This is a genomic window from Sphingobacterium spiritivorum (assembly GCF_016725325.1).
GTDB lineage: Bacteria > Bacteroidota > Bacteroidia > Sphingobacteriales > Sphingobacteriaceae > Sphingobacterium.
Map to the genome: position 1 here is coordinate 2,633,950 of NZ_CP068083.1, position 24,062 is coordinate 2,658,011.

The following is a 24,062-nucleotide window of genomic DNA, read 5'->3' on the forward strand; positions in this document are numbered from 1 at the left end:
TTTAAAATCCAAAGTATTTCATATAATTATCCAGATCCTTATCGCCACGTCCTGATAGACAAACGACTACAGTCTCAGAACCATCAAAGCTCATCTTCTCCAGATGTGCAAGTGCGTGTGAACTCTCAATGGCCGGAATGATACCTTCCAGACGGGTTAACTGAAGTCCTGCCTGCATAGCCTCTTCATCAGTTGCGCTTACATATTGTCCACGCCCGCTTTTGAACAACCAGGCATGCTGGGGTCCTATACCGGGATAATCAAGTCCTGCAGATATAGAATACGGTTCGATTACTTGTCCGTCCTCGGTTTGCATTAATATGGAACGGCTGCCATGCAATACCCCTTCTTTTCCTAAGACCGTCGTAGCGGCTGTTTCTCCGGACTCAACACCATGTCCTGCTGCTTCTACTGCTATGATTTTTACATCTTCTTCATCCAGATAATGGTAAAACATACCCGCTGCATTGGATCCTCCACCGACACAAGCCAGTACATAATCCGGATTGGATTTTCCTGTTTTTTCCTTTAACTGTCTTTTCGTTTCTTCAGATATAACAGACTGGAATTTAGCAACCATATCCGGGTACGGATGTGGTCCGACCACTGATCCGATAATATAATGCGTGTCTACGGGATTGTTTATCCAGTCTCGCAGCGCTTCATTGGTTGCATCTTTTAAAGTCCGGCTTCCAGATTTTGCTGCTACAACCTGTGCACCCATCATTTTCATACGGGCCACATTAGGTGCCTGACGCTCGATATCGACTTCACCCATATATACGACACATTCCAGTCCTTTGAGCGCACATACTGTAGCTGTAGCGACACCGTGTTGTCCGGCTCCGGTTTCTGCAATAATTCTTTTTTTGCCCAGGCGTTCAGCAAGTAAGATCTGACCTATTGTATTGTTGATTTTATGAGCACCGGTATGATTCAGATCTTCTCTTTTTAAATAGATATTGGCACCATATTTTTCCGAAAGTCGTTTTGCCAGGTAAAGAGGTGAAGGCCGCCCTACATAATCACGAAGCAAAGACTGGAATTCTTCCTGAAAACTTTTCTCCTTAATTATGCTGAGATATTGCTGACGTAGTTCTTCTACATTTGGATAAAGCATCTCCGGAATATAGGCGCCTCCAAACGGCCCGTAGTATCCTTTTTCGTTAACTTGATATTTGCTCATTTTTAATTGTTTTCACTACTTGTTTTAATAATTCTGTTTTTTTTAATCCCGGTTCTGACTCAAATTTTGAATTCAGATCAATCGCATATAACCTTTTATCATCTGTTAGAAGGGCATTGCTGATATTGTCAGGGCCTAATCCTCCACTCAGAAAATAAGGTTTCTGCAAAGAGTAATTCTGCAGAATATCCCAATCGAACGTTTTTCCTGTACCTCCATGCTGATCACTTTTTGTATCAAAAAGGAAATAGTCTGTGACCTCTGTATATTCATTAAGGGTTTTCCAATCAAAATTGCTGTCTATCCCGAATGCCTTGATGACAAGGACTCCGAATACTTTTAACTCTTCACACAGGTCCGGAGATTCTGTCCCGTGTAGTTGTACTGCATGAAGTCCATAGGACCGGATCTTATTTTTGATGGTCTCGGCGGAAGCATTTACAAATACTCCAACACGTTGTATGCGATCAGGGACATCAATATCGGAAGCAGACAGATTTGCTATATAACGCTTTGATCCTTCATAAAAAATGAACCCCATATAATCGATATTCAGCAAACCTGTTTCCCGGATATTCTCCGGATACTTCATGCCACAGATTTTGATTTTTACGGGATGATTCATTAGTTTATTAATTTTTTGAAAGAACTCAGCGCTTTTTTACCTAACAGCGATTCTTCAGCTTCATAATAACAGTCGGCAAATGTTTTCTCCGGATTAAATGTTTGTATGGCAATTGCCGCATTGCTCAATACCACATTCTGTTGAATGTCATTTCCTTCTCCGCTGAGAATATCCATAAAGATTTTACCAGCTTCTTCTACCGTATCTCCTCCAGAGATTGCTTCAGGATGTATTGGCTCGAATCCAAGCTGTGCTACTGTATAATAATGCTCTCCTTTATTGTCTATTACTTTGAAGTCTCCGGTAAGGGAGATTTCATCATAGCCATCTAAAGCATGCAGTATTGCGTATTGTTTGTTCGTGTTTTGATATAGATAAGCATACAATCTGGCCAGTTCAAGACTGAATACGCCTACAGATTGAAACTGTGGATTCGCAGGATTAGTCAGGGGACCCAGCATATTGAAGAATGTTTTTACACCCAATGCACGTCTGATAGGAGCCACTGTTTTCATTGCCGGATGAAAGAACGGGGCATGCAGGAAGCAAATGTTAGCCTCATCGAGCTGCCTTCGTATTTCTCCCTCATCATTTGTAAATCTATAGCCGAGATACTCCATGACATTGGAAGAACCACATCCTGATGATACACCTATGTTGCCGTGTTTGGCGACCTGATATCCTGCCCCTGCTACAATAAAGGAAGCTAAAGTCGAGATATTAAATGTATTCTTGCCGTCTCCTCCGGTACCACACAGATCAATAAGCCGGTAAGCACTCAGATCCAGTTTTTTGCAGAGATCGTACATGGCATCCCGGAATCCGGCAAGTTCCTCTACACGTATGCTGCGCATTCCGTATGCAGTCATGAAGGCTGCAACCTGGTGCGTATCATATTTTCCTTCTGTTATATTGATCAATATGTCGTAAGCCTCTTTGCGGGTGAAGGCTTTGTATTCAAATAAATGTGCTAATATCTCTTTCATATAGGATTTAAAACAAAAAAAGGCTTACCTAAAAAGGCAAGCCCACTATTCTTTGATATGTAAATAATTCAAGCAATAGACAGTTGCCACAACATTAACTGTTGTGCCACCACCATGCTTTATTTACACTAATTGATTTCATTTTTATTATCGTTATGACAAATATGATGCATTGTTTCTAAAAAAACAACTTTTTGTTAGAAAAAAAACAAACGTTTTTGTCAAATATACTAATAGGTGACAAAATGTGCCGTTCTGTTTCCTTTTGAGACAAGAGTGAAAGATGCTATTTTTCCGTTTTCCAGATACAGGGCTACGACCTGTCGTCCTTTGTATTTCAGAAAGTACATGTTGTTGACATCCAATCCCTCCGGGTCTATATCGCGGGTTTCTTTTTTAGGAATCTGATTCCAGTTTAGGTATTCAATTTCGTTTATATTCTTATTCTGAATATTTAGTCTTACTTCATCCAGACTGACGACCAGATAATCCAGATAATCGTCATCGACTTCCTTATTGACGGTGACATACTGGCTCAGCAATACATCTGTCGCAATGCTGTCTACAGACAAATCGTGGACAAACTTACGAATGTAGGGAAGATCTTTATCGGAGGATTGTGCAAGGCCTAGAAATGGAATGATCCAAAACAAACCAAGTGCAAAAATATATTTTCGCATAACAGATATTTAGGGTTTTGACTCGCAAAAGAGCCAAAAGATTAGTCCGCTAAATAAAAACGCCTTAATTAGATTAAGGCGTTTTTATGATTCGTTAATATTCGTCTTCATTGAAAAAGAAGTCATCTTTGGTTGGATAATCCGGCCAAATTTCTTCGATATTCTCATACGGTTCACCGTCGTCTTCTAAGGCTTGGAGATTCTCTATAACTTCTACAGGGGCTCCTGAACGGATTGCATAGTCAATTAATTCATCCTTAGTTGCTGGCCATGGGGCATCTTCGAGGTGCGAAGCTAATTCTAATGTCCAATACATATATCTGATAATTTAAAATTTCGTTTTTTGGCAAAAGTAATATTTAATTTGACTTATCCAAGTCTTTCCTTTGTAATTTATTTTTTTTGTAGTAACAAGTTTGTTATTTGAAAAGAAATCAGTCCGTTTTTCAGACTCAAATGTTTTCAAAATCAGAACCTTTAGCATTCAACGCGGCCAATCTTGGCGATACAGATTTAATATTGGTATTCGGGTAGTCATCTTCAATTAATCCGTCGCGCATACGTACGATACGATGTGCATGCTGTGCAATATCTTCTTCGTGCGTGACCAGAATAATGGTGTTTCCTTTGGCATGAATATCTTCCAGAAGTCCCATGATCTCAATAGATGTTTTGGTGTCTAAGTTTCCCGTAGGTTCATCGGCTAATATAATGGATGGATCGTTGATTAACGCACGGGCTACTGCTACACGTTGGCGCTGTCCTCCGGAGAGTTCATTGGGTTTGTGATCGGTACGATGTTCCAGTCCCACACTTGTCAGGGTAGCCAGCGCTTTTTCATCTCTGACTTTTTTGGATTTACCGGCATATATCAGGGGTAAGGCTACATTTTCCAAAGCTGTTGATTTGGGAAGCAAGTTGAATGTCTGGAAAACGAAGCCAATTTCCTTGTTACGGACTTCAGCCAGTTCGTTCTCTGTCATCTGACTTACATTGATGCCATTTAATACATACTCACCTTTTGATGGTGTATCCAGACAACCCAGAATATTCATCAGTGTAGATTTTCCAGATCCCGAGGGGCCCATCAGTGCAACAAATTCTCCTTTTTTTATAGAAAGAGAAACTGAATTAAGTGCATGAATGGTTTCTGAGCCAATAATGTATTTCCTGCCTATATCTGTTATTTGGATGAGGGTGTTATCTGCCATCTGTAACCTGTTAATTGGTCAAAAGTTACGATAATTTCTTTATTTCCCAATAGGATTTCATCTTTTCGTAGATCAATTCCTGAAAATCTTCTATATTTTCCTCTGTATACCCTTCCGGACTTACCGGAGATAATACCGTAGAATATATTTTGCCGGGTTTGGAGCCATTCCTTCTTCCGTCATCCCAGAAGATATCCCATGCATTGTGAATAACGATTGGTATGATCGGGATATTATTTTCTATCGCCATACGGAATGGACCGGATTTGAATTTATGCAGTACGGGAGGGTAGGAGTCATCAATACGACCTTCCGGAAAAATAACTATTGACTTGCCGACCTGCAGATTTAGGGTTGCTTTTTTGAACGCTCTGAAGGACGCAATTTTACTCTTACGGTCTACCGGAATGTCAATGGTCTTAAAGAAAATTCTCGTTACCGGATTTTTAAGCAATTCGGCTTTTCCAAGAAATGAAAAGGACTGATGGCAGATATGGCTGAGTGTGGTAATGTCTAATACGGATGTATGATTAGCACATAAAATATAGGTTTTACTCCAGTCGATGGGAGTTTCATATGTCGTTTTAAATCGTATTCCGACACAATAGGCACTCAGTAAACTGATCCACTTGCGACAATAGGCTATCTGATGATAATACCTCAGCGGTTTTCGGGTAAAGAAATAAAGAACCGGGAAAAACAGAATAAAGAAAAAGAGAACAGAAGTAAAATAACAAATCCGGTGGGCTTTTTTCCATATTCTAACCATGGAACCAAATATAATGAAGGATTTATTGTTAAACAAGAGTAAAGCACCTTAACAAATCAAAGATTAACTTCAATATTGTTAAGGTGCAGTTATTTTACTTGCTTAATTCCGCGTAATATTTGTGAAACAGTGGAATAGTAGATATACCCATTAAGTAGTTTTCAATTCCGTATTTTTCATTCGGAGAGTGAAGATTATCACTGTCCAGACCAAATCCGAGTAATACGGTTTTGATGCCCAGCACATCTTCAAAAAGTGCTACAATAGGAATAGAGCCTCCTCCACGTGTTGGGATTGGTTTTACTCCAAAAGTATCATTCAACGCTTTTTCAGCAGCTTTATAAGCGACACTGTCCGTAGGAGTTACTACAGGTTCACCTCCGTGATGAGGTTTTACTTCTACCTTTACATAGTCCGGAGCAATGGCTTCAAAGTGTTTTTTGAACAAATCAGTAATGCGTTGAGAATTTTGATTGGGTACCAGACGCATGGAAATCTTCGCAAATGCTTTTGAAGGAAGTACGGTTTTTGCACCTTCTCCGATATATCCTCCCCAGATACCGTTGACTTCCAGAGTAGGACGGATACCTGTACGTTCAATAGTGGTATAACCTTTTTCTCCCCAAAGCTCATCTACGCCAAGGTCTTTTTTGTATTCTTCGATCTCAAAAGGAGCTTCGTTAAGAGCCTTACGTTCTTCGGCTGTCAGTTCGATTACATCATCATAGAATCCCGGGATAGCAATATGATTGTTTTCGTCATGCAGAGAGGCAATCAGTTTGGATAGAATAGTTGCCGGATTAGCCACTGCACCGCCATATACCCCAGAGTGAAGATCACGATTAGGACCTGTCACTTCTACTTCTACATAAGAGAGTCCTCTTAGTCCTGTTTCTAATGAAGGCTGTTTCATGCTGATCATAGATGTATCTGAAATAACGATGACATCAGCTTTCAGTTTATCCTTGTTTTCTTTAACAAAAGTTCCCAGATTTTTTGATCCCACTTCTTCTTCACCTTCAATCATGAATTTAATATTACATGCAAGAGCATTATTTTTCATCATGTATTCGAATGCTTTGACATGCATATAAAACTGGCCTTTATCGTCCGCAGAACCGCGGGCATAAATTTTACCATCTCTGACAGTAGGTTCAAACGGAGGAGTCTCCCATAATTCATATGGATCTGCAGGTTGCACATCATAGTGACCATAAGTCAATACTGTAGGTAATGACGGATCGATGATTTTCTCACCATATACAATAGGATTGCCGGCAGTAGGGCATACTTCTACCTGATCTGCACCGGCATCACGCAATTTTTGAGCAACAAATTCAGCTGTTTTTTCTACATCACCTTTGAATTTAGGATCTGCACTTACTGAAGGAAGTCTTAGCAAATCAAACAATTCATCAAGAAAACGTTGTTTATTTGCTTCTACATATTCTTTTATATTTTGCATAACATGAATGTATTTGGTTCCAAAATTACGTAAACTATTGGTTATTGGAAACCCGCTAATAAAGATTGTCTGTCAAATTCAGAGGTGATGGATGTATTAAAAATTTCTAAATAATAAAGCTTTTTTGCTAATGTGTTTTTAAATTTTTAATTAATTATATGTGTCTTTTGTAAAATTTGAATTTCATTTTTGAAAATAATTGATTTGATGTTATCATGAATAATCATTAATTATTATATTAGTGTCTACACTGATTTAAACCATGTCTAACCAAACCTTGATTTCGATACCGGAGTTTGAGCTGATATTTGAAAAATGGAATAAAAAGGTTTATCAATATGCATTGTCCAAAACTTCTTCAGCATTTATTGCGGAAGAAACAGTACAGCGTGTGTTTATTAAGCTTTGGGACAACCTTTTTCATAAAAATATTGCTGTCGACATCGAGGCGCAGATCTTTTGTATTGCCCGCACGACATTGCTGGACGTCGTCAAAGAAGAGCGAAAAAGACAGATAATAGTGGAAATACGGCACATGCAGGATGAGGTACCAACACCTTCAGAGTTGTATCGTTTGAAGGAGATGAATGTAAATTACAAACGGGCAGTGGAGCGTATGCCTGCCTCCAGAAGAGAAGTGTTTTTGTTGAGCCGGCTCGAAAACTTAAGCTATAAAGAAATTGCTGATCGCTTGTCTATTTCACCTAAAACTGTTGAAAATCATATTGCCTTAGCCCTGAAGGCATTGAAAAAGACACTGTTCATTTTATACATTATATTTTTTTTAAAATAGTTTTGGGGGTAAGCCTCGTTTCTGCAGTATTCTTTATGTATGAAGATTACGACAGACCTAATCAATCGCTATTTAACCAATAAATGCACAGCTGAAGAGGCTGAATATCTGGAAAACTACATTCAGTATTTAGGAACATCACTGGATCAGCTCTTACCCCTGGAGGAATGGGAAGAAACAAAGGGAGATCTCGAATACAGCGGGGAGGAGGAGATTCGCGCAAAAATATTGGCTGCTATAGTACATAAGCGAAAGATATCTTTTAGAAGAAGAATGCTTGTTAAACTATCGGGTGTGGCGGCATTATTAATCTTTTTTTTGGGGATTTACTTATTTCTGAATCGTTCCGAGGAAAGTTTTCCTGCAGATCGGAAAGATTTAGCAACCCTAACTGCAGACAGTACCGAAGTCAGTAATCTTTACTATATCAATTCCGGAAATGAAAATATGTCGCTGACAGCAAGTGATGGTTCGGTCATTACGTTATATCCCAAATCGGAAATTAAATATGCTGAAAATTTCAGACACCTGAAAGAAAGAGTATTATATCTCAAAGGGAAAGCCAGATTTGAGGTTGCTAAAGATAAAAGCAAACCCTTTCGGGTGCATTCTAATGGCGTAACTACCACTGCATTAGGAACGATCTTTATTATAGATGAACTAAGATCTACACAAACAAACATCAAATTGCTGGAAGGTAAAATAGAGGTAAAGGCCGAAGATGTTAAAAATTCCAGAAAATTGATCCGTACCTATGAACCTAATGAAGAGATAACATTGGATCATAAGGATTTAAAGGTCCTTGAAGAAGTCAAGGCAACAGGCAAAGGGCGGGACGGATACTTTGTGCAGAATAGTGAAAATATCCGATTCCAGAATATAGCCTTAAAAGATGTACTGGATCTTCTGGAGCAAAACTATAATATAAAATTACAATACGATCAGGATAAGATCAGAGATAAGTATTACAGTGGGGTCTATGTGAACAGTCGTCACGTGTACAAGGAAATTATTAAAGAACTAAACTACCTACATCATGCAGATATAAATTATACCAATCTCCAACACTAATCAATAAAACAAAATCACAATTATGAACATCTTTCTATCTAAAAAGCATCAGATGCTGACGATGCTGCTCTTACGGTTTAAGAGCCCGCGGATTAACTGTCCACTACGGTTGGGAATTTTAGGAGCGCTCTGTGTGAGCAGCCAGGTTGTGCTGGCACAATCTGCTGCTTCTGTGCACGGAGTCGTTCGCGATTCGGAAAATAATCCGATTACGGGAGCCACTGTCGTTATTGAAAATCCGACCACAAAGTACAAACAGGTCAACACGACGAACACAGAGGGAATTTTCTCTTTTGATCGTATTCCTGAAGGACAGGGATACGTTATCACGGTCAGTTATCTGGGCTTTAAAACAAAGACATTAAGTAACTATAATATTGATTCGAAGGACAAAGTAGCTATAACGGTTGCATTGGAACAGGATCAGGCGAGTCTGGAAGAGGTCGTGGTCGTAGGATACGGAAAACAGCGAAAAGCTAATATTACAGGATCTGTAGCCTCCGTCAATGCAGAGCAATTGAAAAATATTGCGCCTTCTAATCTTTCCAATACGCTGGCAGGAAGGGCAGCAGGTATTAATGTAACGAATACCTCAGGCATGGCCGGAGCATCATCGAGCCTGAGAATTCGGGGAAGCTTTGCAGAGCCTTTATATGTCATAGACGGTATAGTGCGGGATAAGGCTGCCTTTGATGCACTGGAAGCGAATGAAGTTGATCAGATGAGCTTTTTGAAAGATGCGGCTACGGCAGCGGTGTATGGTACAAGAGCAGGTAATGGGGTTGTTGTGGTAACTACGAAAAAGGGAACTGCTCAGGAGCCTGTGTTCAATGTGCAAAGTAATTACAATTTTGGAGCACCAACACAAACGTTACTCGCTGATATCACTACAGCAGCAGATGAATTAACATACCAAAATAGAGTTTCTCAATTTCTCTGGGAAAATGGCTCCAGGTCGCAGCCCTGGGTTGCACCTAATGGCCAGGAGGAATTTGATTATTTTAAAGATAAGGTTTATAGCGTAAATGATGTGATCTGGAGAAATCCATTCAGTCACCGTCAATCCATTTCTGTATCGGGAGGCGGTGACAGGATTACGTATTACAATCTGGTCAGTTATCGTAAAGAAAATGGATCCTATAAATCTTTAAATCACGAAAAATTCAATTTGAGAAGTAATGTCAGTGCGAAGATAACAGATGATTTTACAATAGATGTCAATATTTCTGCTAATCAGATTAATTCGCAGCGGTTTTACTGGCCATTCAGTACTTCTTCCAATGATGATGATTTTGATGTGTCTGATTTTTACCGTGTGACATTCAACTGGCCAAAGATGTATCCATTCTACCTGAATAAGGATGGCTCACCGAGTAATACAGCTACGGAATACCCTGTTCAGACACCGATGGGAAGCTGGCAGGCCTGGAATGTCATCGATCAGGTAGTGGGTAACCGGTATATCGATCGCAAGGTGCGTCAGGTAAATCCGATTATGACATTAAATTATAAACTGGATAAGCTTATAGAGGGACTTTCTACAAAGGTAGTGGGAAGTTATCTGGCGGAGGATTATATGCGCAAGCGCTTTATGACTTTTCAGAAGAATTATACATTTACCTCTTTGAATCCGGATGGAAACCGGTTTATTCCGGCACCACCTTCAGAAGATAAAGTGAATATCTTTACTTTCAGTCAGGCACAGCCTTTCATGGATTATGCTCCACAGCGGGAATGGGAATATCAGGTCAACTGGTTCCTGAATTATAACCGACGTTTTAACAAACATGCTATTGATGCCTTGGTTGTCTACGAACAGTTCAAAGCCGGAGGTACTTATGTAACTTCACGTGCTGAAAATCCGATTGTTAGCATCGATCAGATGTTCATTTATCCGACAGACAGAACTTTCAGAGCAACAGACGCCTATGAAAGTATCAATTCCAGACGTGGTTTTATCGGAAGAGCCAATTACAATTACGCAGATAAATACATTGCTGAGTTTTCATTCCGGTACGATGGATCTCCATTATTCCCTGGAGATAAACGCTGGGGATTTTTTCCTTCCATGTCAGCAGCATGGAGGATCTCAGAAGAACAATTTTTCTCTGATATTAAGAATACATTCAGCGACCTGAAATTGAGAGCATCTTATGGTACTACGGGTAACGATCTAAATGTGAATGCAGAACGGATCGGACAATTTCTTTATCAAGAGAAGTACAGACCTGCAGGAGGGTATATGTTTGGTGACCGTTACTACAACGGAATTGCGTATGGTGCTACACCTACTCAAAATCTGACCTGGACGACTTCTAAAAGTATTAATATCGGGGTGGATTTTGGCTTGATCAATAATAAACTGACCGGTGTTTTGGATGTATTCAGTAGAAAAGAAACGAATATTTTAGGTCCCAGATCATTGAAAGTTCCTGATAACTATGGTCGGGAGCTGGCGCCGGAGAATTATGCAGCAAGAAGTTATAAAGGAGGCGAATTTTCTCTCAACTGGAATGACCGCTTAGGGGAGGTGTCTTACGGATTGACTGCAAATATTGGCTATGCCAAAGACCGTTGGGATATTTACGATGAGGAGCCTGCATTTGCAGTAGGCGGCACCCGCAATTTCGAATCGAGGGTAGGGAGACCTGAAAATCGTATTGTAGGACTGGAAGCTATTGATCTGGTAAGAACACAGGAACAATTGGATGCTTTGAAAAACCAGGGTTTTAAGACCTATGGCCGTGATCCGTATCTGGGCATGATCTTGTATAAAGATATTCGGGGAGCTAATTATTCGGATACACCTGATGGTAAAATAGATGACAACGATATGATGCTCCTTTCCGATGATAATACTCCTCGCATCAATTATGGATTTGGTTTAAATGCGAGCTGGAAGGGTCTTTCTGTCTCTGCCTTGCTTCAGGGTGTCATGGCGTACGATCGTGTTATCAGCAATCAGGAAGGTGGTGGTATACGCCAGCATGGAGGTACATTCCGTCCTTATTACCCGATCTGGGCAGGCGACGTCTGGACCGCAGAAAATCCAGATGCAGCGTACCCAAGGGTTGTGGGGTCGAATTGGCAGGAATCCGGAACGGGAGTTTCGAGCTTCTGGATACGTAACGGGGCATATCTGCGGTTAAGAGATCTCAATATCTCCTACAGCTTGCCGCAGTCCGTTACGAATGCAATGAAAATTAAAAATGTGAGTGTATTTTTTAACGGAACCAATCTGTTTGTATTCTCGCCGATGACTGAATTTCATGATCCGGAGCAAAAGATGTACGATTCCTATCCTGTTATGAAAACTTTCGCATTAGGCCTAGATGTTAAATTTTAACTGAAATCAACATGAAAAATATATTTTATCCCATTATAGCATTGGTACTGACCACCTGGTCGTGTAAAAATGTCTTAGATATTGACGACTTAAATTCGCTGGATGAGAGTAAAGTCTGGAGCGATTCGAATCTGGTGAAAGCATATGTCACCAACCTGTATCCATTGTTTGGAAACTGGAATTCGGGGGCGGATAATAATTCTGAGCAACTGATTGGAATAGCTTTTCCTTTAGATGCAGTAACGGTAAATAATACAGCATACAAAGCCTGGGATTATACCACGATAAGACGTATCAATACGGCAATCCAGAAGGTAAGAGAGAATACCACTTTATCTGTAAGTTTTAAAAATTCGATGATAAGTCAGGCGCTTTTTATGCGGGCTTATATGTACTTCAATATGGTGAAGTATCATGGTGGAATACCCTATATTACGGTTCCGCAGGATCTGGAAAATGACAATCTGGAAACGCCACGGAATACAACAAAAGAATGTTTTGAATTTATCATTAAAGATCTGGATGAAGCGATTGCGCTGTTACCACCGACTATTGCGAAAGGTTCTGGTGATTACGGTCGTATAGATGGTAATTTTGCTGTGGCGTTTAAAGCGAAAGTGCTGTTATATAAAGCTTCTCCACAATTCAATCCGACTAACCCTTATGACAATGCATATTGGGCAGATGCACATACTGCGAATAAGGCGGCGTATGACAGGCTCAAAGCGAATGGTTATAGTTTGACCCCGGATTATGCTAATATTGCATTACAGGAAAAGGGCTCTGAAGTGGTATTTGCTGTTATAAATGCTTATCCTAATAAAGTAGCTGCCTGGGATAACGGAGTCCGGCCGGGCTCAGAGGGCAGGGGAGCAGCAGGAGCGGTTCCTTCCTGGGATTTTGTAAAGGCTTTTCCTATGAAGGATGGCAGACTCTTCTCAGATCCGGCAGGAAAATATTATAAATCAGATGCTGCGTTTTTACAATCCTATTGGGAAAATAGAGATCCCCGATTTGATAAATCTATCGTATGGAACGGAAAAATATACGAGGTGTCAGGAAAAGCAGGTAAACGCCAATATACATCAGTAGGTATAGCGGCTGATCTGGATAATTTTGGTGTAAATCCGAAAGCTAATACTCCCTCTGAGAATTTGAACCGGTACAGCGGATTTTTTATCCTGAAGAATTCTAAGCTATCCCTTAAGCAAACGGAGGTGGAAACTCAATATGATGTCGATTATGTACTGATGCGATTTGCTGAGGTCATGATGAATTATGCAGAAACAGCAAATGAAACAGGTGATTTTAATACAGCTTTGGATATTCTGAAACAAATCCGGATGCGGGCAGGAATTGAGTCCGGAGCAGATGGTAACTACGGTATTACAGCGACAAACAGGGTACAGATGAGGGATGCGATATTAGCCGAGCGTAATATCGAGTTTTGCTTTGAAGGGCATCGTTTCTGGGATCTGAGACGGTCACGAAAACTGAATGTGTTAAACAATACCACTAAATATGGTGTAGAGGCAATAGCCATCAACAGCAGTGGTACGGAAATGGATCTGGAAGAAGCTGCGGCCTTAGCAAAAGCATATCAATTGAAGGAAAATCAATTTAAATATAGTGTATTGCAGGTGCCAAATACCGGAAATAAAGTTAATCTGGTACCGGATACCTACTATTTCTTTCCGATAGCACAATCGGTCATTGATAAAAACCCGAAAATCATCCAAAATAAAGATTGGGGTGGGAATTTTGATCCGACTATTCAATAAACTAAATATAGATAGGCCGCTCATTTGAGCAGCCTATTTTATTTTCATAAAGATGTTATCTCTATTCCGATATTTTTCTTTCCTGTTTTCTGAAAAATCTACTCGTCAGCACTCTGACTTAATGTAATACATTCCAACCAAATTTGCTCTTCCGGCAATATTAATATTCATATAAATGTGCCAGTATTCCAGATTTCTAAAAATCTGGTTAATGAAATCCGTTAAAAAGGATTTTTTGTTAAACAAAATGTAAAATTTTTGTGGAATAATGTTGTAAAAGTCATCTATTTACTGTGATACTAAAGATTTAAGCTTTAAACAGTGTTAAATTTTAGTTAAGGCTATTAATGGAAGACAATATAATTATATCTTCGTGGTGGTTATTTACCTATTTGAAATATTTTAAACCATACCAAATCATATGAGGCGACTATTACTCGCATTTTCGGTTCTCCTGATCGCACTTATGTTCTCTCAACCTGTGTTTGCCCAGAAAAAACTTTCGGGTGTTGTGCAGGATGAAAAGGATAAGTTAAAACTGGAGAATGCTACTGTAATGCTATTGACAGCACAAGATTCTATTTTAGTAGACTTTACCCGTTCGGACAAGGATGGCAAATTCACATTAAACCTACCGGATACAGGTTCTTATCTGGTGATATCCAGTTATCCCAAATACGGGGATTTTTACAGCCCTATTGATGCTAAGAATAATTATGCTAATTTTAGTATAGCGCTTAGTACCAAAGCTCAGTTGCTGGAAGAGGCAATTGTAATCGGACGAATTCCCATTGTAGTAAAAGGGGATACAACGGAATACGATGCGGGGAGCTTTAAGGTAGAAAAAAATGCTAAGGTAGAGGATTTGTTAAAAGTATTGCCGGGGATTTCCGTAGATGCATCGGGAAAAATTACAGCTCAGGGTAAAACAGTAGAAAAGGTATTGGTGGACGGGGAAGAATTTTTTGGAAATGATCCGAAACTGGTAACCCGTAATATCCGGTCCGATATGGTTGATAAAGTGCAGGTGTATGATAAGAAGTCTGAAGAAGCTGAACGTACAGGAGTTGATGATGGACAGAAAGTGAAAACTATCAACGTCAAACTTAAAGAAGATAAGAAAAACGGACTATTCGGGAAAGCGCTGGCCGGAGGTGGCACAGATGACTACTATATGGGTCAGCTGATGTTGAATAAGTTCAAAGGCTCACAGAAAATTGCCGCATATGGGTTAGTGGGTAATAATGCAACTACTTCTTTATCCTGGCAGGATACGGAGAAGTATGGCGAAAATGACAATGTTTCCTATTCGGATGATGGAGGTACATTCTACAGTACCAATGGGGGAGATGATTTTTCTGGAGAGGGTGTTATCGGTATACCAAAAGCTATCAATTCCGGGATCATGTTTTCGGACAAAACAAAGAATGGTAAGCATAAGCTGAATTTGAGTTATAAGTATGGTAAGATTGAAAATGAAGGTCAGGAAGAAACGATCTCACAGAACAATTTGCCGGATCAGATTCAAAATACAAATGCCCTTCGCCAGATAGCTGCAGACAAGGACAGACAGAAGCTGAACCTGAAGTATGATCTTCAGTTTGATTCATTAACGTTACTGACGATTACAGGAAATGCTTCCCGTGATAATATCTGGGGTGAAACCAAAAATAATTCACAGACATTTGACGGAAATATGGACACCCTGAATACCAGTGAGTCGCTGGATAGAAATGACAGGAAAGTCGAAGCTATAAATGCAAGAGCCCTTTTTACCAGAAAGTTTATGAAAAAAGGACGTTCCTTTTCTATGGCATTAAGTATCAATAACAATGAATCGACAGGTGATGGATATTTGTTCTCCGATACCAAAATCTACAAGGATAATCTGCTTGCCAACAGCATTATTTTTGATCAGCGAAAGGATAACAGACAAAAATCGACTACAAAAGGTGGAAATATCTCTTATACGGAGCCATTGACAAAAGAGTTGAATCTGACGCTGAATTATGGTCTGCAACGTAATGATAATAAATCATTACTGAATTCATTTAACAGATCATCGGCTCAGGATCCTTACGATATTCTGGATTCGATGTATAGTAATGATTATGCATTTGACAGATTGAGTAACAGCTATCGTGTGTCTCTGAATCTGAATAATGAAAAAATCTGGGCAAATCTTACTAATAACCTGAATAATGACCGTCTGCATCAGCAAAATAATTATACAAACTCCGAGTTGACACGTTCATTTCTGACCTATAATCCGTCGTTATCGATGTCATACAGGTTTACAAAAAGCTCCAATTTGTACTTTAATTACAGCGGACGTAATCAGTTGCCTTCTTTAAATCAGATCCAGCCGTTAAGAAGCAATCAGGATGCTCTTAATCAATATATAGGAAACGAAAACTTAAAGCCTGCATTTTCAAACAGTTTTAATGTGAATTATAATTCATCCAAAATGCTGGCCGGCTCTTATATGTACGTCGGTGCCTATGTCAGTTTTACTAATAATGCCCTGATCCAGAATGTGGAAACACTGGATGGAGGTCGAAATAACTTCAAATGGGCAAATCTGGATGACCATACCAACCAATCAATTAGTGTATGGGGAGGTTATTCTTTCAAACTTAGTAAGAAGCTTAATATTGATAACGGCCCAAGACTTTATATCAACGGATCTAAAAACTTTAACTCGGTCAACAGTAAGCTGAATCAAAATGATAATATGAACTATTCATTAGGCTATAACATTTCGAAGAATACAACGAAAGGTTTTGATTTTGATATTAATTTGTCTCCATCTTACCAAAAGATGTCTTCCAGCCTGCAGCCGGATCAGAACAATGATGGTTTTATCTTCAACTCTAACGGTGGAATGTCGTATTACTTCCCTGCCAAAGTTAAACTGTATGTAAACTATACCTATACATATCAGGCACCGACAGAGGCATTAAAAGAGAAATTTGATCAATTTTTGGTACATCCGGGTATCAGTAAGAAATTCCTGAAAAATGAATCATTGATGCTTGATTTTACGGTAAATGATTTACTTAATCAGAATACAGGATTTACCAGATCTCAGTCTAATACATTTTTTATACAGCGCAGATCGGATACCATCCGGAGATATTATATGTTGAAAGTATCCTGGGATTTTACTAAAATGTTTGTTAATTAAGAATTCGATCAGTCATGAAAATAGTTAAGATTTTTCTTTTTATAAGTATTGCTTTATCTGCCCGCTCCGGATTTGCACAGTATACGATGTTTCCCAAGACAGGGACGATTACATACGATAAGACTGTCTACCTTCAAAATATGCTTAAAAAACAATTGTATGCAAAGGCCGAAGGAATGACAAAGAACTGGTATGATCAGATCTCTAATAAACTTCCCGGAAATGTTGTTCTGAAAAACACGTTGAAGTTTAATAACGATGAAACTCTTTTTGAATATGTAAAGACGGATATAAATGAACTCGCCAGTTCATTTATGGAAAATCATGCGATCAAGGGAGACGGTACGGTCTATACGAATCTGAAAACGAAGGAATATAAGCGATATCAGGATTTTTTTGGTGATAATCTCGTCATCAAAGATTCTGTACTTCGTATTAAATGGAAGATTACAGATGAGTATCGTGATATTGCAGGATTTGAATGCCGACGTGCCAACGGATTGACACAGGATTCACTGTATGTAATTGGTTATTATACGAATGAGATTCCTGTAAGCGGAGGACCTGAATCTATAAGCGGACTTCCGGGAATGATTTTAGGTTTGGTTGTGCCGTATGATCACGTTTCTTATTTTGCTAGTAAAGTGGAGTTCTCAAATACGGTACCATTTGACCTTTCTGTATTTGATAAAAAGAAAAATAAGGTTATGCCACGCAAAGAGGTAGAAATAAGATTCAGACAAATGGTAGAGACCTTTTTGCCGAAAGATCTGGTGACTTATCTGATTGACTATTTCCTTTTGTAACAAGGAAATAGCTGTCAGAAGACGATGTCTAAAAAGTCAAGTCAAACCCTTTGAGAATTTCATATGTGAATAAAAATGGGGCTATCCATCTTTTGGATAGCCCCATTTCTATTGTAGTGACCCTGTTATAACGTTTCTCTCCTTCTAAAGGAGAGATGCCCGAAGGGCAGAGAGGTTAATTGTAAAATTGCAAAACCTCACCCTAACTCTCTCCTTAAAAAGGAGAGAGAATTGCTTTATTATTTGAATTTGCTAGCAAGAGCTGCAAGTTTCGTAGCCATATCTGTTTCGGGTTGCTGACGCTGCTTATGTTGTCCGGTTTGTTCCCGTTTCTTAGGTCTCGGAGCAGCTTTTTCTTCTGTTTTCATAGACAGTCCGATACGGTTTCTTTTTTCATCCACCTCTGTAACTGTTACCATTACCTGTTGTTGTACCTTGACAACTTCGTGCGGATCAGCTACAAATCTGTTTGCGAGTTGGCTCAGATGGACTAATCCGTCCTGATGAACCCCGATATCTACAAAAGCGCCGAAGTTTGTAATATTGGTTACAATACCCGGTAGTTTCATACCAATGCGAAGATCAGAAATATTATTGATGCCGTCTGTGAATGAAAATGCTTCAAACTGTTCACGCGGATCTAATCCTGGTTTAGCCAGTTCTGATAAGATATCTTGTAGCGTAGGTAATCCGACTTCTTCAGATACATATGCTTTCAAAGGAATGGATTTACGCAATTCCTCATTGGTTAATAAATCGGATACATTCTTTCCCAGATCTTTGGCCATTTTTTCCACTACGCTGTAGCGTTCAGGATGTACTGCTGATGCATCCAGGGGATTTTCGGCATTGCGTATTCTCAGAAATCCTGCAGCCTGTTCGAAAGCTTTGTCTCCCAGGCGAGGTACTTTTTTCAGTTCTTTTCTGGATTTAAAAGCACCATTTGTAACTCTGTAATTGACGATCTGTTGTGCAAGAGAGGGGCCTAATCCGGATACATAAGCCAGAATTTGTTTGGAGGCAGTATTTAGTTCTACACCTACAGCATTCACACAACTGATGACAGTGTCATCTAATGCCGTTTGCAGTTTATTCTGGTCTACATCATGCTGATATTGTCCTACACCAATTGATTTAGGATCGATTTTAACTAATTCTGCCAGGGGATCCATCAGGCGACGGCCGATAGAAACAGCTCCACGAACAGTGACATCGTGGTTGGGAAATTCTTCACGGGCAGTTTCAGATGCCGAATAAATAGAAGCTCCGCTTTCATTAACCATAACCAGTGTTACGTCCGGAATGTTAAGCTTACGCACAAATTCTTCTGTCTCACGCCCTGCTGTTCCGTTTCCTATAGCGATGGCCTGAATATCATATTTTTTGACCAGATGTTCAACTGTCTTTGCTGCTTCTGCTGCTCCACCTGCTCCTGTATGAGGGAATATAGCTGTATTTTCCAGTAAAGTACCTTGCTCATCCAATACCACTGTTTTACAGCCCGTACGAAATCCCGGGTCGATAGCCAGTAAGCGTTTTTGCCCCAGTGGTGCCGCTAATAAAAGCTGACGTACATTATCTGCAAATACTTTAATGGCCTCCTCATCCGCTCTTTGTCTGGTCAATACCCGTATTTCAGTTTCCATAGATGGCTTTAGCAGTCGCTTGTAGCTGTCTAACAAAGCCATGCGGACCTGGGTTGCTGCGGGATTAGCGGCTTTAATATAGAGTGTATCAATAGCGGGTACAACTTCTTCTTCAGCTACTTCAATATCCAGATACAACAGTTCTTCTTTCTCTCCGCGTCTCATTGCCAGTATACGGTGAGAAGGGGCATCTTTCAGCGACTCTGACCATTCGAAATAATCTTTATATTTTTGAGCAGCTTCTTCTTTTCCGGGAACGACCTTAGATACAAACTGTCCCTTTTCTAAAAATATTTTTCGTGATCTGGCACGTACATTGGCATCTTCAGCTATTGTTTCAGCAATAATATCACGGGCTCCTGCGAGCGCATCTTCTATACTTTGTACTCCCTTTTCTTCATCAACAAGAGAAGAAGCTAAGGCTTCGAAATCTTTTCCATCCTGTAAAAGAATCTGATCAGCCAGAGGCTGTAGACCTTTTTCACGAGCTATACTTGCACGGGTTTTACGTTTGGGTTTATATGGAAGGTAAATGTCTTCCAGATTCGCCATCGTCTCTGCAGCTACGATTTGTTGTTCCAGTTCCGGAGTTAGCTTTCCTTGTTCTGTTATGGATTTGAGAATCGCTTCCTTACGTTTTTCCAGTTCTCTCAGTTGCTGGATTCTGTCACGGATGGTTGTGATCTGCACTTCATCGAGACTTCCGGTCATCTCTTTACGATAGCGGGCAATAAACGGTACTGTAGCACCCTCATCTAATAATTCAATAGTAGTACGAACCTGTCTGTCACTAATAGACAGTTCGTTAGAAATAACCATTTGGTGTGACATAAATGAATAATGTAGTATATGAAAACAAAAGCTGTTGGAATTAACCAACAGCTTTATAATATTGTGCTGTAAAAATAAGAAGAATAAAGTTAAGCTTCTTTCTGTTCCGGTTTATTTTCTGAAGAGGATTGTTGATTGCTGGCTGCATGTGCCTGCTCATCAGAAGAAACTTCTGTCTGTTGATTACTGGCAAAGTGATCATTGTAACCATAATTATAATGGTTTGCATTCGGATCATAATCTGGCTGACGTCCCGGCTCATGCTGATACGTGCCTTCCGGAGCTGAAAACTGAGGTAGTTTTTTTTCTTTGTCCGGTGAATCCGTAGAGGCTGTTTGCTCTGTTTCTGTTTGTTGTGTAACAGATTCTGCCGGAGTTTCAGCAATTTTCTTCTCTTCTACATCCTTATCAAAATTATTGATCTGATCCGATATTTCACGCTTGATGCCTTCAGATGCATCTTTAAATTCACGAATCCCTTTTCCTAACCCACGAGCTAATTCAGGAAGTTTTTTACCACCAAAAAGCAACAACAAAACGATTACTATCAGAATCATTTCCTGGGTGCCAATGTTTAAAAATGCTAGTGTCATATTTGACGATTTTTTGTTTGTTATATTAATATGTAAATCTAAGGTAAGTGTAAATTATAGTAATCGCCAACAAGATTTTGTAATTATTATGTGATTTTTATAAAACAGGCACTTACTTATGACGAATTAAAGACGCGTTACCACCTAAACTTTTTCTATTTTTGTGCTAAAATTTTTAGACATGTTGGGTAGGTTAAAATCGTATAAGCCGTACTATTTGAGTACATTTTTATTAGCCGGTCCGGTAGTTGTTTCCCAATTGGGGCATACGCTGGTACAGACGGCAGACACTGTTATTGTAGGGCATTTTGCCGGCAAGATACCTTTGGCTGCTGTTTCCCTTGTACACAGTGTATTTATGGTTGTATTGGTAATTGGTCTGGGGATTGCATATGGATTGACTCCTTTGATTGCACAGGAAAACGGACGGTCTAACAAGCAGGAATGTGCCAGACTGTTGTCTAACAGTTTCTGGCTCAATGCACTTTCCGGAGCATTATTGTTTTGCTTTGTTTATTTCGGATCGATGTATGCTGTAGAACATCTGGATCAGGATCCCCGTGTAGTAAAGGAAGCAAAGCCTTACTTATTTTTATTGAGTTTATCCATCTTCCCGCTGATGATCTTCAATACCTTTAAACAATTTGCAGAAGGACTTGGATTTACAAAGCAAGCTATGAATATTACCATCTGGGGAAATGTTTTTAATATCCTTCTGGCTATTATTCTGGTGAAAGGAATGTTTGGTTTCAAACCTATGGGAATCAAAGGTGTAGGTATTGCTACGTTAATAGACCGTATCCTCATGATGATTGTAATGGCCGTTTATGTATTGAAATCTTCTATTTTCAGGGAGTATATCAAGCATTTCAAGCTTACTTATCTGGATAAAGGTAAACTCTGGAACATCCTTAAGATCGGAGCTCCTGTAGCAATGCAATATGTATTTGAGATTGGAGCTTTTGCAGGAGCAGCTTTAATTGCCGGCAAGATCAGTGCGGATGCACAGGCTTCACATCAGGTAGCGATCACGCTGGCTGCGATGACATATATGATGGCAAGTGGTATTGCTTCTGCAGCGACAATCAAGACGGGTAATAGCTTTGGAAATAAGAATTACTTCAGATTACAGCGTTTTGCAGTATCGTCCTATCACCTGGTATTGATCTTTATGTCTGTGGCTGCGATTATATTTGCTGTTTTCAATAAATATCTTCCGTATCTTATTACAGATGATGTTACAGTGGTAGCTATTGCCTCCCAGTTAATTATTATTGCCGGATTATTTCAGCTGTTTGACGGTACACAAGTGGTGGGTTTGGGTGTTCTGAGAGGGATGGGTGACGTGAATGTTCCGACCTTTATTACGTTTATAGCGTATTGGGTTGTCGGATTACCTGTCGGATATGTATTAGGAGTGGTATTGGATTGGGGAGTGAAAGGGGTTTGGTATGGATTGACATTAGGTTTACTGACATCCTCGCTACTCTTATATGCCCGTTACAGAGCCGTAATAGGCAGGCATATGTCAACGTATATGGTGAGGTAAGATATATCCCGATCGGATAATTAAAAAGGCTTCTTTTCGTATGGAAAAGAAGCCTTTTAGTTTTGCTTATATTACCGTGGATCAGATTACACGGTTAGTATCCCATTGTTCTAAATAATCTGCAACACGCTTCAGGAATGTACCGCCCAGAGCGCCGTCTATGACCCGATGATCATAGGACATAGATAAATACATGATATGTCTTATCCCGATCATATCTCCAAACTCAGTCTCAATTACAGCGGGTTTTTTCGTAATGGTACCTACTGCCAGAATAGCGGCCTGCGGCTGATTGATAATAGGTGTACCCATTATATTGCCAAATGCACCAATATTTGTAAATGTAAACGTTCCACCCTGCGTATCATCCGGTTTAAGCTTATTTGCACGTGATCTGACAGCCAGGTCATTGACACTTTTGCTTAGACCAACCAGGCTAAGCTGATCTGCATTTTTGATCACAGGTACAATCAGATTTCCGGTAGGAAGGGCTGCCGCCATTCCGATATTGATATTCTTTCTTTTGATAATATTTGTTCCGTCTATAGAAACATTGACCATCGGAAAGTCTTTAAGAGCTTTGCTTATGGCTTCTATAAACAAGGGTGTAAATGTGATATTTTCACCTTCACGTTTTTTATAACTGTCTTTAATTTTGTTGCGCCAGTTAACCATATTTGTCACGTCTGCTTCTACAAAGGAACATACATGCGGAGAGGTCTGAACGCTTTTGACCATGTGGTCAGCAATCAGTTTACGCATACGATCCATCTCTATAATCTCATCTCCGGCAGCTGTTACACCAATTGCTTTTGTAGCCGACTGACCTGGTGCAGGAGCAGCTTGTACTGGGGTACTGACCGGAGCAGGATTTGCATTTGTCTGGCCCGTCTGTTTACGTTGCTGCAGGTAATTTAGGACATCCTGTTTGGTGACACGGCCATCACTGGCTGTTCCGGGGATACTGTCCAGCTCCTGTTGGGAAAGACCTTCTTCCTGTGCAATATTGCGAACCAAAGGAGAATAAAATCTTATGCTGTTATGAATAGGTTCTTTGTGTGCTGCTGGTGAGGCTGGTAGTTGGTCTACTCCCGGGATTTCCAAATCAGGGAGTTGTATTTCTTGTGCAATAATTTCCTCATCCTTTACAGGAGTCGGATTGATCATATTGGCTTCTACTTCATTTACTTCAGTTGAAGCAACAGTTGTTTCTTCTCCTTCACCTTCTATTTCAATGATAGCAATGATCTGACCAACCTGAGCGATCTCTCCGTCACTGATTTTTTTCTCTTTTAAAATTCCCGAAACCGGGGACGGAACATCGGAGTCTACTTTATCAGTAGCAACTTCTACCACAGCTTCATCCTCACTGATCCTGTCTCCTGGTTCTTTCAGCCACTTGGTTACTGTAGCTTCAGAGACACTTTCTCCCATCTTGGGAAGTGTTAAATTATATAATGCCATGCGTCTTTATCGTTGTCAAAATACTAAGTTAATTATAAATTGTAATAGATTGATCAAACAAAATTTAATTTTT

General features: G+C 39.8%; 18 protein-coding genes. 7 read left to right on the forward strand and 11 right to left on the reverse strand.

Annotated features, from left to right (window positions below; genetic code table 11):
* Position 1 precedes the first annotated feature (1 nt).
* The 8 genes from trpB to I6J02_RS10890 all read right to left on the reverse strand — a co-directional run bounded on the left by trpB (position 2) and on the right by I6J02_RS10890 (position 6,922).
* On the reverse strand, positions 2 to 1,186 hold the full coding sequence (gene trpB, locus I6J02_RS10855) for a tryptophan synthase subunit beta (RefSeq protein ID WP_201678031.1): 1,185 nt from the start codon (positions 1,184 to 1,186) through the stop codon (positions 2 to 4).
* The gene (locus I6J02_RS10860) at positions 1,167 to 1,811 is read right to left on the reverse strand and encodes a phosphoribosylanthranilate isomerase (protein ID WP_201678032.1); all 645 of its coding nucleotides are present in this window, start codon (positions 1,809 to 1,811) and stop codon (positions 1,167 to 1,169) included. Before I6J02_RS10860 ends, trpB begins: the two co-directional genes overlap by 20 nt.
* The gene (trpD, locus tag I6J02_RS10865) at positions 1,811 to 2,797 is read right to left on the reverse strand and encodes an anthranilate phosphoribosyltransferase (RefSeq protein ID WP_201678033.1); all 987 of its coding nucleotides are present in this window, start codon (positions 2,795 to 2,797) and stop codon (positions 1,811 to 1,813) included. The genes I6J02_RS10860 and trpD overlap by 1 nt, the downstream gene beginning before the upstream one ends.
* A 230-nt stretch (positions 2,798 to 3,027) precedes the next feature.
* Positions 3,028 to 3,477, reverse strand: a complete 450-nt coding sequence (locus I6J02_RS10870; RefSeq protein WP_201678034.1) for a hypothetical protein — start codon at positions 3,475 to 3,477, stop codon at positions 3,028 to 3,030.
* A gap of 94 nt (positions 3,478 to 3,571) precedes the next feature.
* Positions 3,572 to 3,793 carry a DUF2795 domain-containing protein gene (locus I6J02_RS10875; RefSeq protein WP_002996718.1) on the reverse strand — a complete coding sequence of 74 codons (222 nt, stop codon included), beginning with the start codon at positions 3,791 to 3,793 and terminating at the stop codon, positions 3,572 to 3,574.
* 136 nt (positions 3,794 to 3,929) lie between these two features.
* Complete coding sequence (locus I6J02_RS10880; RefSeq protein ID WP_002996703.1) at positions 3,930 to 4,688, reverse strand: ABC transporter ATP-binding protein; 759 nt, start codon at positions 4,686 to 4,688, stop codon at positions 3,930 to 3,932.
* A gap of 25 nt (positions 4,689 to 4,713) precedes the next feature.
* Positions 4,714 to 5,457 (reverse strand): lysophospholipid acyltransferase family protein, encoded by a 744-nt coding sequence (locus tag I6J02_RS10885; protein WP_201678035.1) that lies wholly within the window; start codon positions 5,455 to 5,457, stop codon positions 4,714 to 4,716.
* Positions 5,458 to 5,551: 94 nt separating this feature from the next.
* Positions 5,552 to 6,922, reverse strand: coding sequence for a dipeptidase (locus I6J02_RS10890; protein ID WP_201678036.1), 1,371 nt, complete (start codon positions 6,920 to 6,922; stop codon positions 5,552 to 5,554).
* A gap of 262 nt (positions 6,923 to 7,184) precedes the next feature.
* Here I6J02_RS10890 and I6J02_RS10895 point away from each other — a divergent pair, with 262 nt between their 5' ends.
* The 6 genes from I6J02_RS10895 to I6J02_RS10920 all read left to right on the forward strand — a co-directional run bounded on the left by I6J02_RS10895 (position 7,185) and on the right by I6J02_RS10920 (position 17,906).
* Positions 7,185 to 7,715 (forward strand): sigma-70 family RNA polymerase sigma factor, encoded by a 531-nt coding sequence (locus I6J02_RS10895; protein ID WP_201678037.1) that lies wholly within the window; start codon positions 7,185 to 7,187, stop codon positions 7,713 to 7,715.
* A 39-nt stretch (positions 7,716 to 7,754) separates the two neighbouring features.
* Complete coding sequence (locus tag I6J02_RS10900; RefSeq protein WP_201678038.1) at positions 7,755 to 8,786, forward strand: FecR family protein; 1,032 nt, start codon at positions 7,755 to 7,757, stop codon at positions 8,784 to 8,786.
* 22 nt (positions 8,787 to 8,808) lie between these two features.
* The gene (locus tag I6J02_RS10905; RefSeq protein ID WP_201678039.1) at positions 8,809 to 12,132 is read left to right on the forward strand and encodes a SusC/RagA family TonB-linked outer membrane protein; all 3,324 of its coding nucleotides are present in this window, start codon (positions 8,809 to 8,811) and stop codon (positions 12,130 to 12,132) included.
* An 11-nt stretch (positions 12,133 to 12,143) separates the two neighbouring features.
* Positions 12,144 to 13,913, forward strand: a complete 1,770-nt coding sequence (locus tag I6J02_RS10910; protein WP_201678040.1) for a RagB/SusD family nutrient uptake outer membrane protein — start codon at positions 12,144 to 12,146, stop codon at positions 13,911 to 13,913.
* Between the two features lie 421 nt (positions 13,914 to 14,334).
* The gene (locus I6J02_RS10915; RefSeq protein ID WP_201678041.1) at positions 14,335 to 17,100 is read left to right on the forward strand and encodes an outer membrane beta-barrel protein; all 2,766 of its coding nucleotides are present in this window, start codon (positions 14,335 to 14,337) and stop codon (positions 17,098 to 17,100) included.
* Positions 17,101 to 17,114: 14 nt separating this feature from the next.
* Entirely contained in the window at positions 17,115 to 17,906 is a 792-nt protein-coding gene (locus tag I6J02_RS10920) for a GLPGLI family protein (protein ID WP_201678042.1), read from the forward strand.
* Positions 17,907 to 18,145: 239 nt separating this feature from the next.
* Here I6J02_RS10920 and I6J02_RS10925 read toward each other — a convergent pair whose 3' ends face one another.
* Together I6J02_RS10925 and I6J02_RS21895 are read right to left on the reverse strand one after the other, a co-directional pair.
* Positions 18,146 to 20,383, reverse strand: a complete 2,238-nt coding sequence (locus tag I6J02_RS10925) for a Tex family protein (RefSeq protein ID WP_201678043.1) — start codon at positions 20,381 to 20,383, stop codon at positions 18,146 to 18,148.
* Positions 20,384 to 20,472: 89 nt separating this feature from the next.
* Positions 20,473 to 20,976 carry a twin-arginine translocase TatA/TatE family subunit gene (locus tag I6J02_RS21895; RefSeq protein ID WP_201678044.1) on the reverse strand — a complete coding sequence of 168 codons (504 nt, stop codon included), beginning with the start codon at positions 20,974 to 20,976 and terminating at the stop codon, positions 20,473 to 20,475.
* A gap of 181 nt (positions 20,977 to 21,157) precedes the next feature.
* Here I6J02_RS21895 and I6J02_RS10935 point away from each other — a divergent pair, with 181 nt between their 5' ends.
* A complete protein-coding gene (locus I6J02_RS10935) occupies positions 21,158 to 22,525 on the forward strand; it encodes an MATE family efflux transporter (protein ID WP_201681708.1) in 1,368 nt (455 codons plus the stop codon).
* A gap of 81 nt (positions 22,526 to 22,606) precedes the next feature.
* Here the strand turns inward: I6J02_RS10935 and I6J02_RS10940 are convergent, their stop codons facing one another.
* Positions 22,607 to 23,989, reverse strand: coding sequence for a dihydrolipoamide acetyltransferase family protein (locus tag I6J02_RS10940; RefSeq protein ID WP_201678045.1), 1,383 nt, complete (start codon positions 23,987 to 23,989; stop codon positions 22,607 to 22,609).
* Between the last annotated feature and the right edge of the window lie 73 nt (positions 23,990 to 24,062).

What these genes read in the sequence shown, in the direction of transcription:
- I6J02_RS10905 (WP_201678039.1), top strand. Translation starts at nt 8,809, where the DNA reads ATGAACATCTTTCTATCTAAAAAGCATCAGATGCTGACGATGCTGCTC.
- I6J02_RS10940 (WP_201678045.1), bottom strand. Translation starts at nt 23,989, where the DNA reads ATGGCATTATATAATTTAACACTTCCCAAGATGGGAGAAAGTGTCTCT.
- I6J02_RS10915 (WP_201678041.1), top strand. Translation starts at nt 14,335, where the DNA reads ATGAGGCGACTATTACTCGCATTTTCGGTTCTCCTGATCGCACTTATG.
- trpB (WP_201678031.1), bottom strand. Translation starts at nt 1,186, where the DNA reads ATGAGCAAATATCAAGTTAACGAAAAAGGATACTACGGGCCGTTTGGA.
- I6J02_RS10875 (WP_002996718.1), bottom strand. Translation starts at nt 3,793, where the DNA reads ATGTATTGGACATTAGAATTAGCTTCGCACCTCGAAGATGCCCCATGG.
- I6J02_RS10885 (WP_201678035.1), bottom strand. Translation starts at nt 5,457, where the DNA reads ATGGTTAGAATATGGAAAAAAGCCCACCGGATTTGTTATTTTACTTCT.
- I6J02_RS10900 (WP_201678038.1), top strand. Translation starts at nt 7,755, where the DNA reads ATGAAGATTACGACAGACCTAATCAATCGCTATTTAACCAATAAATGC.
- I6J02_RS21895 (WP_201678044.1), bottom strand. Translation starts at nt 20,976, where the DNA reads ATGACACTAGCATTTTTAAACATTGGCACCCAGGAAATGATTCTGATA.
- I6J02_RS10890 (WP_201678036.1), bottom strand. Translation starts at nt 6,922, where the DNA reads ATGCAAAATATAAAAGAATATGTAGAAGCAAATAAACAACGTTTTCTT.
- I6J02_RS10880 (WP_002996703.1), bottom strand. Translation starts at nt 4,688, where the DNA reads ATGGCAGATAACACCCTCATCCAAATAACAGATATAGGCAGGAAATAC.
- trpD (WP_201678033.1), bottom strand. Translation starts at nt 2,797, where the DNA reads ATGAAAGAGATATTAGCACATTTATTTGAATACAAAGCCTTCACCCGC.
- I6J02_RS10920 (WP_201678042.1), top strand. Translation starts at nt 17,115, where the DNA reads ATGAAAATAGTTAAGATTTTTCTTTTTATAAGTATTGCTTTATCTGCC.
- I6J02_RS10860 (WP_201678032.1), bottom strand. Translation starts at nt 1,811, where the DNA reads ATGAATCATCCCGTAAAAATCAAAATCTGTGGCATGAAGTATCCGGAG.
- I6J02_RS10935 (WP_201681708.1), top strand. Translation starts at nt 21,158, where the DNA reads ATGTTGGGTAGGTTAAAATCGTATAAGCCGTACTATTTGAGTACATTT.
- I6J02_RS10910 (WP_201678040.1), top strand. Translation starts at nt 12,144, where the DNA reads ATGAAAAATATATTTTATCCCATTATAGCATTGGTACTGACCACCTGG.
- I6J02_RS10925 (WP_201678043.1), bottom strand. Translation starts at nt 20,383, where the DNA reads ATGTCACACCAAATGGTTATTTCTAACGAACTGTCTATTAGTGACAGA.
- I6J02_RS10870 (WP_201678034.1), bottom strand. Translation starts at nt 3,477, where the DNA reads ATGCGAAAATATATTTTTGCACTTGGTTTGTTTTGGATCATTCCATTT.
- I6J02_RS10895 (WP_201678037.1), top strand. Translation starts at nt 7,185, where the DNA reads ATGTCTAACCAAACCTTGATTTCGATACCGGAGTTTGAGCTGATATTT.